The sequence below is a fragment of the Streptomyces sp. NBC_00162 genome (assembly GCF_024611995.1).
Lineage (GTDB): Bacteria > Actinomycetota > Actinomycetes > Streptomycetales > Streptomycetaceae > Streptomyces.
Genome location: NZ_CP102509.1, coordinates 671,447 through 685,916, shown reverse-complemented (window position 1 = coordinate 685,916; position 14,470 = coordinate 671,447). Strand labels below are relative to the sequence as shown.

Here is a 14,470-nt window from a genome sequence, read left to right as displayed (position 1 = left end):
ACCTGCCGGGACTGCTGAAGCCCCTGGACCGGGCGCAGCGCCGGGAGCTGCTCGCCGAGCTGAAGGTGCTGCGAGCCGACCTGCGTTCCCAGGGCTGGGAGAACTGGCGGGAACGGGACTTGGCGAACCCGGCCCTGGTCGTCGCCGGCGCCGGCTGCACCACCGGTGCGGCTGCCGCGGCTTCCTGGATCGCCGCACGCGACCTGCGCCGCTGGCAGGCGCTCCCGACCGGCGCCCTGCTCGACGTCCTGTCCGACCGGGAGCCTCGGTGGCTCGGCGACCTCGCCCACCGGCTCGCCGCGCGGGCCGCGACAGCGGAGCAGGATTACCCGCTGATCCGCGTGCTCGTCGGTCTCGCCGGATGCGCGATGCCGACCACCGACGGCTGCCTCGAGGGCTGGGCCTCATCCCTGCCCACCTACCGCACCCCCTCGTCGACGCCCTGCGCAGCGACCCGTACACCGCCGAGCTCGTCCCGCGCCTCTTCGAGACCGCCGAGCCGGTCACCTCGCTCCGCTGGTTGGGCGAGCCCGCCGGCCCGTACCACTGGCCGACCGCGCTCGTCGCCCTCGCAGAGGAGGGCCTGGTCGACCGTACGGCCCTCCTGGACGGGTGCACGGCCCGTCTGCTGCGCGGCGGCACCGCCCCCCACCTCAAGCCGTACCTCGCGATCCTGCAGGCCCTGCACCCGACCGCGCAGGAGGAGCGGGAGCGTGCCGCCGACTGGATCGCGCTGGCCGCCGACGCCCCGTCCGCCGTTGCCGGGCACGCCCAGCAGGCCCTGGCCCGGCTCGCCGCGGCCGGCGGTCTCGCCCCCCGCCCGCTCGCCGAGATGTCCCAGACCGTCCTCTTCCGCCCCGAGAAGAAGCTGGTCCGCGCCCAACTGGTGCTGCTCGGCCGGGAGCTGGTCCGCGATCCGGCCGCCGCCCCCGAGCTGCTGCCCGTACTCGGCGAGGCCTTCGGGCACACCGACACCGACATCCAGGAACGGGCCCTCAAGCTCGCCGCCGCGCATCTCGTCTCCGACCCGCACGTGCGAGCCGGACTCGCCGAATCCGCACACCTGTTGAGCCCCCTACATCGGGCGCGGGCCGTGGAGGTCCTCGGCCCGGACGCCGCCCCCGCCGCCGTCGACGCCCCCTACCGGGAGATCCTTCCGCCGCCCCCGGCCCAGGTCCCGCTCGCACCCGCCCCGGAAAGCGTCGAGGAGACCGCGGAGCTCGTCGCCGCCGTGGTCAACTCCCGCACCGCGAGCGTCGAGGAGTACGAACGCGCCCTCGACGGCCTCGTCCGGCACGCCCACCGGGACCGGGCCGCCCTCGCGGCGGCGCTGCGCCCCGCGCTGGCCGGCCGCTGGTGGCTCGACCCCGAGCAGTCCCGCCACTACACCAGCGAGTTGCCCGGCATCGAACACGTCGCCGCCGCCGTCCTGGACGCCCGCCCGGCGGCGCCGGCCCACCCGCCGGGGCGCGCGCTCGCGTCCTGGCGCAGCGACTGCCACCACCCCGCGTTCCACGTCGCCGCCCACGCCCGCGTGGCCGAGGCGGCACGGCACATCGCGGGCAGGCCGCTCCCTTCCTGCTCGCCGTCCCCACCCACACGAGCGGCTCCCTGGACCCGCGCACCCTGATCGAGCGCCTCGCCGCGTACGCACGGCTCGGCGAGACCCCCGGCCCTGCGGACTTCGCGCAGGCCCTGCTACGGACCCGCCGCGACCCCACCGCCATCCCCGCGGCCGCCGCCCTGGGCACACCCGAAGGGGACCGGCTCGCGGCCTGGCTCGGCGAGCAAGGCCTGCCCGCCGCCGTCACCCGCCGCACCGCGCCGGCCGTAGCCCGCCACTACGACGAGTGGCCGGAGCACCTCACCCTGGACACCGGGGAACGCCCCACCGTTCTACGCCGATTCCCCAAGCCGTTCCGGGAGCTGGGACAGGCCCGCATGGCAACCGGCCGCTGCTGGGACGGCGACGGCGACGCCGCCCTGGTCGCCACCCTCCCCGAGGACCGCGAGACCCTGGCCGCCTGGTCGCTCCCGGCCATCACCTCCTGCGCCCTCCACGAAGGACGGGGCGGGACCACCGTGCTGCCCCTGCTCGCAGCCGCCGGAGGCCCGGCCGGCCCGGCGCTCCACCTGGCCGTCGCCACCGGACTCGGCGCCCGGCACGCCGAAGACCGGCTGAGGGCCGTCGACGCGCTCCTCGCCCTCGCCGCCCGCGGCGAACTGGACGCCGTACGCCTCGGCTCCGACCTGGGGGAGCAAATGACCCTGGGCACGGTCAAGCCCAACCGGCTCGCCGACTCGCTGCGCACCGCCGCCGCGACCGGCGCCTGCGCGACCACCTGGTCCGTCCTGGCGGCCGCCCTGCCCGCCCTGCTCGCCGGCACTGCCGACCCGCGCGGCACCGGCGACCTCCTCGAGATGGCCGCCGACTGCGTGGAAGAGTCCGCGGCCGCCTCCTCGCACCCGGCCGGCCTCGCCGCAGTCGCGGCCCGCGGCGGCCGGTCCCGCTTGGTCACGCAGGCGATCCGCCTGGGTAAAGCCCTCGACCGCAACCAGGAGTTGGCGCCCGCCTGACCCGCCGCCGGCCCCGGGTGCCCGGCCTCACGGGTGGCCTCACGGACGGACCGTGAGGCCACCCAACCCCTTCTGATGCACGACAGCGCAGCGGGCACCCCATCGGCCGACCCCCGGGAGGATGTGCCGGAATCTGCCCGATCGGGACGGGATATTCACGAGCACCACCGATCCGTTCGCCGACTTCAAGAACGCCAAGTTCAGGGACGGGTTCGACGTCGACCTGCACGAGAACTGGGACCTCGCGGGCCCCGACGGCGCTCCGCTCGCCGTGGGGGTCTCAGTAGACGTGCCCGGCGTGCGCGAGCGCCTGCTTGAGCAACACACCCTGCCCGCCCGGCATTTCGCTCTGCACAGCCGAGGAGGCCGCCTCCTGCGGGCTGAACCAGACCAGGTCCAAAGCGTCCTGCCTGGGGCGGCAGTCACCGGCCACAGGCACGATGTAGGCGAGGGACACCGCGTGCTGGCGCGGGTCGTGGTAGGAAGTGACGCCCGCCGTGGGGAAGTACTCGGCGACCGTGAAGGGCTGGAGGGAAGCGGGGACGCGCGGTAGGGCCACCGGACCGAGGTCCTTCTCCAGGTGGCGCAGCAGCGCGTCACGGACCCGTTCATGGTGCAGGACGCGGCCGGACACCAGGGTGCGGCTGACCGTACCGTCCGGACCGATGCGCAGCAGCAGGCCGATGCTGGTCACCTCGCCGCTGTCATCCACGCGTACGGGGACGGCCTCGACGTACAGGATCGGCATGCGCGCCCTGGCCGTTTCCAGCTCGTCCTTGCTCAGCCAGCCGTGTGCGGTCTCGGTCGTGTCGGACATTGCTTGATCATACTTTCCGGGGGCGCCCGGGAACAGGATCGCGCGCCGGTTCGGATGCGGAGGTTCGTTCGGACACCCGCCTGCATCGGAGAACGGTGCACCCAAGCGGGGTGTCCCCAGGGCGGGCCCAGAGTCGATTTCACAGGACGTGAGGCACACCGCGGCGGCCGTCTCCCCCGTGCGGGGAGACGGCCGCGACCTTCGGACGATGCCCGGACACCGGATGGGTGGCGACGATCAAGACGCATGCCATCACACGCCGAGATCGGAGCCTCACCATGCTGAAGTGGACCCTGCGCGTCACTGCCATCCTCGCCATCGCCGCCGCTATCGCCACCCCCGTCGCCGTTTCCGCACCCGAAGCAGTGATCGCCACACCCGCCGTCACCGCGCCCGCATCCGCCCCCGATGCCCCGAGGGCTGAGCTCACCTCCGCCGTGCACGGGGAGACGCGATCGGACCTTCACGTCGCCTTCTAGGAGGTCCGGGGATTCCGGGCGAGGAAGGCCCGGCTCCGTTGGAACTCGGGTTCTCGGGACCTCATCGTGCGCGCGCACGATCAGCTCGGGGCTCCGGTCGTGCTCGTCTGGGACTACCTTCGCGCTCACCTGACGCCGAGCCCTTCAGCCGCGAACAGCAGCCATGTACCCCGGTCCTTGGGGCGGGTCGCGCCCTGGCAGGGTGTCCGTCATGAGCTACGAGCCCGCGATCCCCCATCCGGTCCGCCACCACGACCACGGCACGTGGCTCGTCCAGTTCACCAGCCGGGTGCTCGTGGTCTGCCCGAGGTGCGGGGGCCGCGCGCTCGTCGTGCCTCGGCCCGGCCTCCCGGCGCCGAAGTACTTCAGCGCCCTGCTCTTCCAGCCCCGCCGACTCACCTGCGCCGGCTGCGGCGCGGTCGCCGACTGGACGGCCGAGGAGCGGGGCGCCGGTCTGGTCGGCGCGGTGCCCGGCGGCACCGAGGACCCCTTCTTCCGGCGGCCGCTCTGGCTTCAGACCCGCTGTGCGGGACGGATTTTGTGGGCCTACGACGAGGAGCACGTCGACGCCCTCGCCGCCTACGTGGGCGCCCGGCTGCGCGAGCGTCACGCCTCCCCGACGATGGCGATGTTCGCCCGGCTGCCGGCCTGGATGAAGTCCGCGGAGCGCCGTGACGAGGTGATGGCCGGCCTGGAAACCCTCCGGACCCTCGCCCGGCTCTCGACCCCCGCCGACCGCTCCGACGCGGCCCACGAACGTGGCGACCGCCCGCGCCACCACGGCACGCGGCTCTTCCGCGGCGGCCCGTACTGACGGGGAGGTCCGAGCCGCGGGGCAGGGATCCGAGCGGCTTCCCGGCGCGGCTGGACGCCACGCGCGTGCCCGCTGGATTCATGCCTGGTGCAGCCCTCGCACATCGGTCAGATCGAGACGCCCGTTTCATGGGCGAGCGCTTCCAGGAGGCGGTCCTGGAACGCTCGGTCGTTGACCGCTTGGTGCGGCGGCTGCTGCTGGCGGTGGTACCAGTACCCGCCGGTCGTCAGGGCCTGGGGATCGTCGCTCGTCGCCAGCCACTCCTGCGTCCGGTGGCCCAGTTCAAGATCATCTGGGGCGTTTGGGCCTCCCATTTTCGTCGGCACCCAGCCCGGATCGACGGCGTTGCTCAGCACCCCGGGGCGCAGGCGGGCCATGGCCGCCGCGAGCGCCGTGACGAACAGCTTGCTGTCCGCGTACGAGCCGGCGTGCTCGCCCCGCCAGTCGATGCCGGCAAGCGAGAGGTGGGGGTGTCCGTCGAAATGTGAGCCGCTGCTCAGGTACACCAGGCGGCGGGGTTCGCGCAGCAGGGCCGTGAGCAGGTATGGCGCGACGATGTTGACCGGCATGACCGCGGGACCCCTCCATACGCCGGCGTTGTGAATGACCGCGTCGAGCGGCTTCGCGTCGTTCAGCTCTGCGGCGATGCGCCGTACGGCGTCGCGGTCCGTGAGGTCGCCCACCACGATGCCTGCTCCTCGGTCCAGCAGTGGGCCGAGGCCGGCCGCTCGCTCCGGGTTCCGGGCGTGCACCACCACCTCGTGTCCCGCGGACAGCAGCGAGTGTGCTGCGGCCCGTCCCAGGCCGTCGGCGGAACCCGTCACCAGAATCCGGCCGGTCGTGTGATTCACGAGATCTCCTCATCGAGGCAGGAGGGGTCACTCCGTGCATGCTGGCATGAACTTGTTCTTCATGGTCTGACCTCGCAGGGCCGGGAGAGCCGGGGGAGGGCTTGACCTCAAGTGAGGTTCAGGTTGGAGGCTTCTTCGTATGCCGCTGGCCGTAGGGCGGCGCAGCGCAGCACTTCACACGTTGGAGGAAGTCTCATGTCGAGCAGTGCCGTTCCAAACTCCGGCCCCGCTGTACCCGCCGTGTCCGCCGTGCCCTCGGTCCGCCGTTCCGGCCTCGGCTGGTGGATGGTGCTGGTCACCGGCGCGGTCGGCGCGGCCGTGGTCAATCTGATCGTTCTTGCCGTCGCCACGCTGGCCGGTGCCTCGCTGGTCGTCGTCGACGGCGGCGCAGAGCACCCGATCACGGTCGGGGGCGTCATCGGCGCCTCCGTCGTCCCGCTGGTCGTCGGGACGGGCGCTGCCCTTTTGATGGCCTTGTGGAAGCCGGTCTTTCTGCGGATCGGGCAGTACGTGGGCGGTGGGCTGGCGCTGTTGTCGGTTGCCGGCCCGCTGTCGTCCGGTGCCGACGGCGGCACCGTCGTGGCCCTGGCCCTCATGCACATCACGCTCGGGGTGGCGGTCGTCACCACCCTGAAGCTCCACCGCCGCCACCATTGACCTGGTCGATGTCGGCCCACTGACTGGGCAGTCGCCGTTGAACTCGCTGTCGTCGGCGAAGAACATGGCTCCAGACTTGCCGCAGAGCTTCCAGCCGAACTTGAAGTGGTCGAACGCCCCCCGACTGAGGGGGAACTGGTAGGCCGTTCCGGGGTGTGCGCGCCGCCGGACTGCGGACCTCGCGGGCGGTGCAGTGCTTGAAGCCCTGCCGCCTTCAGCGCACGGGGTCCTCGTACAGCGGCACACGGGGAATCGGACCCTCCGTGAACCGGCCGGCGTCCCGCGTGGCCCGGCTCGGGAACCGTTCCGCCGTATCCTGCGTGAGCTCTTGATGGGCAGTCGGCTGGTGGAGGGGATCTGATGAAAACGCGGACGATGGTGAGCGTGGCGGTATCGGCATGCGTGGTGCTGGCGGCGTGCGGGTGCGGTCCGGAGAAGGTGAAGGAGAACGCTGACGCGAAGCCTTCGCAGCCGTCCGCGTCCACACCGGCGATAGTGCCGTCGGGCACGCCGTCCGCGTCCGCCGGAACCGAGAAGCCGTCGGCCGCTGTGACCGGTAACCTGCCCGCGCCCAGGACGAAGGAGCGCGCGATCCAGCGGTACGAGCAGTACCTCCACGGCCTCGGGAGTGAGGACATCGACACGGTCTGCGAAGTGGCCGGGCCCGGCGCGAAGAAGGCAGAGGAGCAGGGATTCGGTCCGTGCACGTCGACGTACGTGATCGTGTTTCAGATGATCTCACCCGAGCAGAAGAAGGCCCTGCAGACCGCGACGGTCGATCCGCAGCGCGTCCGGGTGCACACCCTCGACAAGATCGAGATGCCGCTCGAAGCGGTCAGGTCCTCCGCCACCTTCTCTGAGGAAGACCTGGGCAGCTACACCTTGGAGTACCTCAAGAACGACTACTACATCACCGACGGAAAGTGACCCTCCGTGCGGGGAGACCCGGTGGCAGCAGGGGATTCGTTGGCGATCGGACCAAGGGGCCTGGATCCGGGCGCGCTGACCTGTTCGAGAGAGCCGTGACGACACCGCGGCGAGGTGCAGTTCGTGCCGGGTGGGCAGGACGCGGCCCTGGCTGCGACCCGCAACTCACCCTCTGGTGAATTGCGGATCAGTCTCAACAGCGGGCGAGTGTGCCGCTGTCCAGGGTGGTTTTGTCGCCGAACACCCAGCCTTCGGTGTCCGTGCCCGCGATACGGGCGTAGATCCACTTGTTGGCTTGGGCATTGGTGACATAGCAGTGGTAGTAGACCTTCGCGCCGGACTTGACCTCGGTCACAAAGGAGCACCCCGCGTACGGCCCGGTGTAGAGGTGGGTGTTCTGGGCCGCGTGGCCGTAGCCGTCGCTGCGGTTCGAGTGGGCCCAGCCGGTGCACGCCGTCGACACCGGGGTGGGCTCCTTCGCCGTGGAACCGGGCGTTGCCTTCGGAGAGGCTGACGGGTCCCCTGCCGGCTTGTCACCTCCGTTGCCGGGCGCTGACGTGGGACCTGGCTCTCGGCCCTCATCCTTCTTCGGAGGGGTACCGGACGACTGCTCGCCGGGGCTGATGGACATCAGGTCCCCCGGGGAGGTCCGGCCGCCGGTCGTGCTCGCCGTGGGCAACGCCGCGTTCGACCCACCGCTGCCCTCGACGCCTCGCATGTCCATCAGAGCGTAGGCGACTCCGCCGCAGGTGAGGACGGTGGCGGTCGCCACCGCGACGATGGTACGGGTGCGGCGGCGCCGCGCGCGGACCGTCGTGGCACGGGTCTCGGAACTGCCGTTGTGACCGGCGGGCATACCTGGCGCCATGCCCGGCTGCGCGCCGCCCACCAGCGGAGGGGCAGCGTACGCGCCGGCCGAGTAGGAAGCGACGGGCTGGGGGGCAGGCGGGGAGAGAGGCACGGCGAGAGCCGGACCGAAGCCCGGCGGAGTGACGGGCTGGGGCGCCGGTGCCGCCGCGAGGTCCGCCCTCCTGCCCGCGGCCACCGCCTCCAGCATCTCGCGCGCCTGCCCGGCGTCGGGCCGCTGCAGCGGGTCCTTGGCCATCAGCGCCTGCAACACCGGGGTGAGGGGTCCGGCGCGCCGGGGCTCCGGCAGCGGTTCGCCGACGATCGCCGCCAGCGTGGACCACACCGACGTACGACGGAAGGGCGAAGCGCCCTCCACGGCCGCGTACAGCGTCATGCCGAGCGCCCAGATGTCCGACGCGGCACCCGGTACCTGGCCCTGTGCGCGCTCCGGTGGCAGGTAGTCGAGAGAGCCGACGATCTGACCGCTCTGGGTCAGCTTGGCCAGGGCCTCGTCGCCGGAGGTCTCCATGCTGGCGATGCCGAAGTCGGTGAGCACGACCCGGCCGCTGCGCTCAAGCAGTACGTTGCCGGGCTTGACGTCCCGGTGGAGGACCCCGGCCCGGTGTGCCGCGTCGAGCGCGTCCATCAGCTTGGCACCGATCGCGGCCGCTTCGCGCGGATCCAGTGAGCCGCGCTCCGCCAGCACAGCGTCGAGGGAGGGTCCGTCGACCAGCTCCATGACGATGACCGGCAGCCCCTGCTCCTCGACCACGTCGTGCACGGTGACCACACCGCTGTGCCGGATACGGGCGGCGGCCTGCGCCTCCCGCTGCATCCGGACCCGCAGATCGGCCAGTTCGGCCGGGGAGGCGTCGGTGTAGGCCCGCAGGACCTTGACGGCGACCTCGCGGTTCAGCAACTGGTCTACCGCCCGGGCGACCACACCCATGCCACCGCGGCCGATCGTGGCGGTCACGCGGTATCGCCCGCCCAGAACCTCGCCGACCAGATCCGCGCCGTTCGCCCCCGTCACCTGTCACATCCCGTTCGTCGCACTGTTCGAAATTCGCCACGTGGCGGGCACCAGGGTAGGGGTTCGCATATGTGCCCGTGCGCCCGGCCCGGCCCTCGGCACGCAGGTTGAACCTTCCAACAGCCGTGATCGCCAAGACATCTCACCTGAGATCAAGGCCCAGATCAGTGGCCGCCGTTGCCCGCAGCGCGGACGTCTCCCGCGCCTTCCTCTACGACAACCCCGAGGCGAGGCGAGGCGAGGCCAGGACCGCGATCGCCGCGGCGATGGCTCAAGCCGGCGAACACCGGTCCCAGATCCTGGCCGACCAGCTCACCCAGCGGACCCGCATCGGTGAACTCCTCGGTGAGGTCCGCTACCTGCAGGCTGAGTGGGCCGATGAGGCCATCCAGCGGGATCTGATCCCGTCCGGCTACGACCCGCAGATGTCAGTGGCGCGGGCCATACTCGTGCTGCGGCGCCGCCCGGGCACCGCAGCGCGAGGGGAGCGACATGGCTGAGGTGCTGGTTTTCCACCACGGGCACGGGCTGACCACCGGCGTCCGCGAGTTCGCCGGGCAGTTGCGACGGGCCGGGCACACCGTCCACACTCCTGATCTGTTCGATGGACGGATATTCGACAGCCTCACGGAGGGTATCGGCTACGCCGAGAGCGTCGGGTTCGGCACGATCATCGCGCGCGGAGCCGCCGCCGCCGAGGGGCTGCCTGCGGAGCTCGTCTACCTCGGGTTCTCACTCGGCGCCCTACCGGCGCAGAAGCTGGCCCAAACCCGCCCCGGCGCGAAGGGTGCACTGCTGCTCGAGGCATGCGTCCCGGTCTCGGAGTTCGGCGGTGCCTGGCCCCAGGACGTCCCGGTCCAGATCCACGGCATGGACGCAGATCCGTTCTTCGCCGGGGAGGGCGATGTGGACGCGGCCCGCGTGCTCGTAGAGATGGCGGCGGATGCCGAGTTGTTCCTCTACCCCGGCGACAAGCACCTGTTCGCCGACAGCAGCCTGCCGTCGCACGACGAGCACGCCGCAACTCAGGCCACCCATCGGGTGCTCGGGTTCCTCGACCGCATCAAGTAGCCCGGCACCTCGCAGCTCAGGGGCTACTTCGTGGCCGCTCCGGTGAAGACAACCCAGGCCACAGGCCGCCTGTCCCAACAGTCGGCCGGTACCCGGGATGGAGCGGGCTCCCCCGGGTGGGGGAGTACGGGATCGGGCGGCGGCCGGATCCGAGGGAGGGGGCTGTTCGGAGAGGCTTGGTTCACGGCGGGGGACATCGGACCGCCACTCGAACCCGAGCATCCTGGAGAACCTGATGGCGACCGAGAGCGCGACCTCACTGCCCACCCGTCAGCCCGCATGGCCCGGTTACGTGGCCGCTGTCGCGGCCCTGGGATACGCGGCGCCCCACTTCTGGTGGGGCGCCGGCATCTCGGCGATGTTCCCCGGGGACTTCGCCACGGCCCCGCACGGAAACCTGGAGGCCGCCATCGGCTACTGGATGATGGGCGCCCTGGCTGTATTCGGCGCCGTGCTCTCCCTCGCCCTGGTCCGCCCCTGGGGCCGCCGGATCCCGGCCCTCCTCATCGCCGTCCCGTCGGGCCTCGCCGCGATCGGCATGACCCTCTGGGGCTTCACGTACTTCGCGATGCAGTACCTGCTCTCCGCCGACCGCGTGGTTTCGGCCCCGGCCTTCGCCACCCAGGACGCTCACCCGCAGGCCGCCTGGGCACTGTTCTGGTACACCCTCTTCCTGACCTGGGGGATCACCCTGGGCATCGCCGCCTGGCAGCACCTGCGCGCGCGCCGGGCGGGACTCTGACGGCAGGGTCGCAGTTGTCCGGCCGATCAGGTGACTGACCGGTGCCGGGGCCGTTGACGTGGGCATGGGGCGGGGTCATCTGAGTGAATGGCTGTGACCAGCACATTCAACACGTACCTAATCCTCAAATGGAACAAACCCGGCAAGTGAAGTCCAGTCCAGGGGACGCACGATCGTGGCCAGGTAGGCAAAGGGATCCTGCGCCGGCGTTTGGAACCACATCACCGAGAGCGCCGTATGACCAGGCTCTGCCATGGCCTCGGGCGTCCACCATGACGTCAGCCGAGCATGAACCGCCTCTCGCGGCAGCCACTCCTCGACCCGCCGCTCCGCATCGGCTCGGACCTTGTCGAGATCGTGCACATACAAATGCGGCGTCGCTGCCATCGCCTTCTCGATGCCCATCAGACGAAAGCGACGGTGCAGGTGCGGCGTCCCTTCGAGCATGCCTTCACGGTCGTCACTTACCGTGAGACCGCGAAGCTCCGCGTGTACTGGTCCCACCTGATAGCTACGCAAGTCGTCATGCCTCGTCTGGATCATGCGCCAGAGGGTAGGCGTGTCCGACAAGCGGACCAAGCGACTTTCGATGGGCGATGCCGTGCTCGACGCGGATGCGGCGCGAGGAGGGAGCTTTGCGCTGGCGTTCGTAGAACAGGAGCTTGCCCGCGGCGTCGGTGAGGAACATGGCCTTGACCGCGTTCTGCTTGTTCTTGCCGGAGATGAACTCCCGGTCATTGCGGCCCACGGCGGGCCCACGGCGGCGGGACTGCGGCCCGGGTCTCGCGGAGGCGGACTGCCGCGCGGCCTCCCACGCACTGGCGAGCTCGGCGAAGTGTGAGCGTGAGGCACCGTGAGCCCAGGTCTCGGCTTCACAACTCACCCAACCCGTGCGGCCCTTCTCCTGTCACGGCGGCCCGGCCGGGACGATCACCATGTCCGCCGAGGCCGTACGGCTACTCGGCCTGAATCGCGTCTGCCGGGACCTCGAAGACGATCGCGATCCCGTCGCGTTCGGTTCCCCGCTCGCCGACGCGCGTGAAACCGAAGCCCGCGATGGTGGCGAGGGAGGCGTTGTTGTCGGATCCGATAGTGGCCCGCACGGTTCTGACACCGGGTTCGGCGGCGGCCCTGGCCAGCAGCGCCGTCAGCATGGCGCGGGCGTAGCCCTGGCGGCGGTACCCGGGCACGACGGTGTAGCCGACCTCGACCATGCCGGCCTCGTCCGGCGGCCCGTGGAACCCGGCGTCGCCTACGACGGCCCCGTCCGGTTCGGATACCGCGGCGCGCGTGATCCACGGCGCGGCGGACGGGTCCTCGGTGAGCTGGTCAGCGCGATAGCCGAAGATCCAGCGGGCACGGTCGCAGACGAAGTGTTCGTCAAGGGCGACCCCGGCCTCGGCGCTGCCGCCGGCGAGGTCACCGTCGGCAAGAGCCCGCAGCGCTTTTGCGCTGAGCTCGACGAAGCGGATGCGTTTGGCTATGGGGAGAGGTTCGTTGTTCATCGCGGAGATGCTCGCCCAGCACCAGAGGGCTGTCCACCGCTTTACGGCCTCGGCGTCGTGATCGTCCCGGTCGGGCCGTGACATGAGAAGCGCTCTACGGCTGCCGCGATACCTACGCTGAGACCCAACTCGCGTTCGCCTCACTCGTCTCCGACCCATCCGCGCAGCGGGCCACCCGCCACCGGATGAGCGCAGAACTGGCGTACGTACGAGGCCGTCGCGGCCTCCCGCGGCCCGGGCAGGACGTCCGTGCAGGCCCTCGCGGTCGCAGGGTCGAACTCCTCCACCGTCGCCCGGTACGTGCGCAGGCACCCCTCAGCCCGGGGCCCCAGTCGAGCTCCGCCATCTCCGCGCCCTGCACCAGGCGCGTGTGCTCTTTCGCCGACGGGATGAGTAAGACCTGTGGCAGCAGGCTCGCATCGCCGAGCGGGGCCGCCTCGGGCAGCTGCGCCGCCCGGGTGCGCCCGAGCTGATCACCACGCGCGGTGCCCTGCCGGAGGCGTTGGAGTACGCCGCTGAGGCGGGCCGGCCAGGGCCGGCCCGCTCAGCGGATCCGGGCGATGCCCGGACGGTCGATCAGAAGTGCGGGTCGAGCAGCGAGCCGAAGGTGTAAGTGCCCGCCAGCTGACCGAAGCTCGGGTCGATGAGGTACGCCGTCTCCGAACCGGGCTTGGACAGGCTGGACGTCTGCTCGTAGTAGCCGTTATGGGGGACGACGCAGTCCCTCCACGTGTAGGTGCCCGTGGCCAAGTAGATGTCGCGGGTCGGCGTGCGGGTGCCCCCGAAGATTTGCGTCCACGTGTAGGTGCCGCTGGCCAGGTACATGCTCCTGGTGGTGCACGCGCTTGCGTTTGCCCCACTCGGTTGGCCGTCCAGCCACACGCTCCGCGTGTTGTACGCCGTGTCGGCCGCGCTCGCGGGCGCCCCCGCCATTGCCACGACCGCCGTCGCCGCAGCCGCCACGGCCGCGACCTTGCCGAACATTCCAGACATGCGATGTCTCCCCTTGACGAATTGTCACCATCGACACTCACACCATGAGTAGCCGTCGGTCGCCCTGCTCAGGCAGGCGACCGACTTCCGCAACTCACGCTGTGGTGCTGTCTCCAGCGGAGAATCTAAGGCCGGGCAGCGCAAGGTGGTGTGCATGGCGTGCTGGGTTTGTGTGCTCAGCGTGCTGTGAGGCGGCCAGGGCGATCGCACGGTGTTCGGTCGGGGTGATGCCGTAGGCTTCGCGGAATGCCCGGCTGAACCCGGTGGCGCTGGAGAAGCACCAGCGGGCCGCGATCGCCTGAACGGGCTGACCGCTCAGTTCCCCTGATGCGAGGTCTGTGTGGGCGCGCTCCAGCCGGCTGTGGCGGATGCGTGCCGAGACGGTCAGGGGCTGGTCGCCGAAGAGGGCGTAGAGACCCCGCAGGGACATGTTGTGCCGGTCGGCGATCACCTGAGGAGTCAGGCCCGGGTCGCCGAGATTGTTCTCGATGAAGCGGTAGATCCGCTGCAGTGTCTCCTGCGCACGGGCCTCGGCAGGCGCCTGACCAGGGTCACCGAGCTGCCGTGCGAGAAACGCGGTGGCCAGGTCGAGGGCGACGGTCCCCATTCCGCGCAGTTCCTCCGGGCGGCAGTGCGGTCCGCGTGTGAGCAGCGACTTCAGGAAGTCGGCGAGGATTGCCCCTGAGCCCACGTCTGCGGCCAGGCTCTGTGCAAGGAGGCTGTCCACCCGGTCTGAGCTCAGTGCCAGGGCCTGACGGGGAATCTGCATGACGACCGACTCGATCTGCCCGTCTGTGCATGCCCCCTCGCTCGGTCGTGAGGTGTCTGTGAGTACGAGTCCCCCCGCGACCACCGATTCGTTGCCCCGCTGAGAGACCACAAGAGCGCCTTGCGTGAGAAGCGCCAGCTGCACGTGCTCGGGATCGCCACGACGGACATGAGTCGCGGTGCGGCGCGAGCGTACCGGTGAGCAAGCCAGAGCAATCAGCCGCACCACCCCGAGATCCAGGTCCGTGATGCTCGCCCGGAAGCCGGCCGCATGCCGGGTGCTGAGCATGACGGGCATCACCTCGTCGGACACCGTCTCGCAGAACCAATCGAACCCGTCCTCGCCTGCCCCGACAGCATCCGACGCAACCAGCAGCCCCATCTGAT

The 14,470-nt window shown here is 70.9% G+C and carries 18 protein-coding genes and 1 pseudogene; 10 read left to right on the top strand and 9 right to left on the bottom strand.

Annotation, left to right across the window (positions count from 1 at the left end; translation table 11 throughout):
• Positions 1-361 precede the first annotated feature (361 nt).
• The 3 genes and pseudogenes from JIW86_RS03825 (at position 362) to JIW86_RS03815 (ending at position 2,577) form a co-directional block, all read left to right on the top strand.
• Positions 362-1,630 carry a DUF6493 family protein gene (locus tag JIW86_RS03825; RefSeq protein WP_257552497.1) on the top strand — a complete coding sequence of 423 codons (1,269 nt, stop codon included), beginning with the start codon at positions 362-364 and terminating at the stop codon, positions 1,628-1,630.
• Positions 1,612-1,683: pseudogene (locus JIW86_RS42045) on the top strand (hypothetical protein); the annotation flags it as partial. The gene JIW86_RS03825 and the pseudogene JIW86_RS42045, both read left to right, overlap by 19 nt.
• A gap of 258 nt (positions 1,684-1,941) precedes the next feature.
• Complete coding sequence (locus JIW86_RS03815; RefSeq protein WP_257559637.1) at positions 1,942-2,577, top strand: hypothetical protein; 636 nt, start codon at positions 1,942-1,944, stop codon at positions 2,575-2,577.
• 280 nt (positions 2,578-2,857) lie between these two features.
• Here JIW86_RS03815 and JIW86_RS03810 read toward each other — a convergent pair whose 3' ends face one another.
• On the bottom strand, positions 2,858-3,394 hold the full coding sequence (locus JIW86_RS03810; protein ID WP_257552496.1) for an NUDIX hydrolase family protein: 537 nt from the start codon (positions 3,392-3,394) through the stop codon (positions 2,858-2,860).
• Positions 3,395-3,672: 278 nt separating this feature from the next.
• On the opposite strand from JIW86_RS03810, the gene JIW86_RS03805 reads away from it, so the two are divergent.
• Both JIW86_RS03805 and JIW86_RS03800 read left to right on the top strand, forming a co-directional pair.
• Positions 3,673-3,873, top strand: coding sequence for a hypothetical protein (locus JIW86_RS03805; protein WP_257552495.1), 201 nt, complete (start codon positions 3,673-3,675; stop codon positions 3,871-3,873).
• 211 nt (positions 3,874-4,084) lie between these two features.
• Complete coding sequence (locus JIW86_RS03800; RefSeq protein ID WP_257552494.1) at positions 4,085-4,687, top strand: hypothetical protein; 603 nt, start codon at positions 4,085-4,087, stop codon at positions 4,685-4,687.
• Positions 4,688-4,794: 107 nt separating this feature from the next.
• Here the strand turns inward: JIW86_RS03800 and JIW86_RS03795 are convergent, their stop codons facing one another.
• Complete coding sequence (locus JIW86_RS03795) at positions 4,795-5,538, bottom strand: SDR family NAD(P)-dependent oxidoreductase (protein WP_257552493.1); 744 nt, start codon at positions 5,536-5,538, stop codon at positions 4,795-4,797.
• 195 nt (positions 5,539-5,733) lie between these two features.
• Here JIW86_RS03795 and JIW86_RS03790 point away from each other — a divergent pair, with 195 nt between their 5' ends.
• Both JIW86_RS03790 and JIW86_RS03785 read left to right on the top strand, forming a co-directional pair.
• Positions 5,734-6,195, top strand: a complete 462-nt coding sequence (locus JIW86_RS03790; RefSeq protein WP_257552492.1) for a DUF6069 family protein — start codon at positions 5,734-5,736, stop codon at positions 6,193-6,195.
• A 549-nt stretch (positions 6,196-6,744) separates the two neighbouring features.
• Positions 6,745-7,122: a hypothetical protein gene (locus JIW86_RS03785; RefSeq protein WP_257552491.1), complete on the top strand. Its 378-nt coding sequence runs from the start codon at positions 6,745-6,747 to the stop codon at positions 7,120-7,122.
• Between the two features lie 193 nt (positions 7,123-7,315).
• Here the strand turns inward: JIW86_RS03785 and JIW86_RS03780 are convergent, their stop codons facing one another.
• Entirely contained in the window at positions 7,316-9,004 is a 1,689-nt protein-coding gene (locus JIW86_RS03780) for a serine/threonine-protein kinase (RefSeq protein WP_257552490.1), read from the bottom strand.
• 167 nt (positions 9,005-9,171) lie between these two features.
• On the opposite strand from JIW86_RS03780, the gene JIW86_RS03775 reads away from it, so the two are divergent.
• The 3 genes from JIW86_RS03775 (at position 9,172) to JIW86_RS03765 (ending at position 10,817) form a co-directional block, all read left to right on the top strand.
• The gene (locus tag JIW86_RS03775) at positions 9,172-9,504 is read left to right on the top strand and encodes a hypothetical protein (RefSeq protein WP_257552489.1); all 333 of its coding nucleotides are present in this window, start codon (positions 9,172-9,174) and stop codon (positions 9,502-9,504) included.
• Entirely contained in the window at positions 9,497-10,075 is a 579-nt protein-coding gene (locus tag JIW86_RS03770; RefSeq protein WP_257552488.1) for a dienelactone hydrolase family protein, read from the top strand. Before JIW86_RS03775 ends, JIW86_RS03770 begins: the two co-directional genes overlap by 8 nt.
• A gap of 235 nt (positions 10,076-10,310) precedes the next feature.
• Positions 10,311-10,817 (top strand): DUF3995 domain-containing protein, encoded by a 507-nt coding sequence (locus tag JIW86_RS03765; protein WP_257552487.1) that lies wholly within the window; start codon positions 10,311-10,313, stop codon positions 10,815-10,817.
• Between the two features lie 117 nt (positions 10,818-10,934).
• Here JIW86_RS03765 and JIW86_RS03760 read toward each other — a convergent pair whose 3' ends face one another.
• From JIW86_RS03760 to JIW86_RS03735, 6 genes are all read right to left on the bottom strand, one after another.
• The gene (locus JIW86_RS03760; RefSeq protein WP_257552486.1) at positions 10,935-11,360 is read right to left on the bottom strand and encodes a hypothetical protein; all 426 of its coding nucleotides are present in this window, start codon (positions 11,358-11,360) and stop codon (positions 10,935-10,937) included.
• Positions 11,341-11,565, bottom strand: coding sequence for a hypothetical protein (locus JIW86_RS03755; RefSeq protein WP_257552485.1), 225 nt, complete (start codon positions 11,563-11,565; stop codon positions 11,341-11,343). The genes JIW86_RS03760 and JIW86_RS03755 overlap by 20 nt, the downstream gene beginning before the upstream one ends.
• Positions 11,566-11,773: 208 nt before the next feature.
• Positions 11,774-12,322, bottom strand: coding sequence for a GNAT family N-acetyltransferase (locus JIW86_RS03750; RefSeq protein WP_257552484.1), 549 nt, complete (start codon positions 12,320-12,322; stop codon positions 11,774-11,776).
• Positions 12,323-12,462: 140 nt separating this feature from the next.
• Entirely contained in the window at positions 12,463-12,609 is a 147-nt protein-coding gene (locus tag JIW86_RS03745) for a hypothetical protein (protein WP_257552483.1), read from the bottom strand.
• A gap of 289 nt (positions 12,610-12,898) precedes the next feature.
• Positions 12,899-13,315, bottom strand: coding sequence for a hypothetical protein (locus JIW86_RS03740; protein WP_257552482.1), 417 nt, complete (start codon positions 13,313-13,315; stop codon positions 12,899-12,901).
• Between the two features lie 94 nt (positions 13,316-13,409).
• Positions 13,410-14,465 carry a helix-turn-helix domain-containing protein gene (locus tag JIW86_RS03735; RefSeq protein WP_257552481.1) on the bottom strand — a complete coding sequence of 352 codons (1,056 nt, stop codon included), beginning with the start codon at positions 14,463-14,465 and terminating at the stop codon, positions 13,410-13,412.
• Positions 14,466-14,470 lie beyond the last annotated feature (5 nt).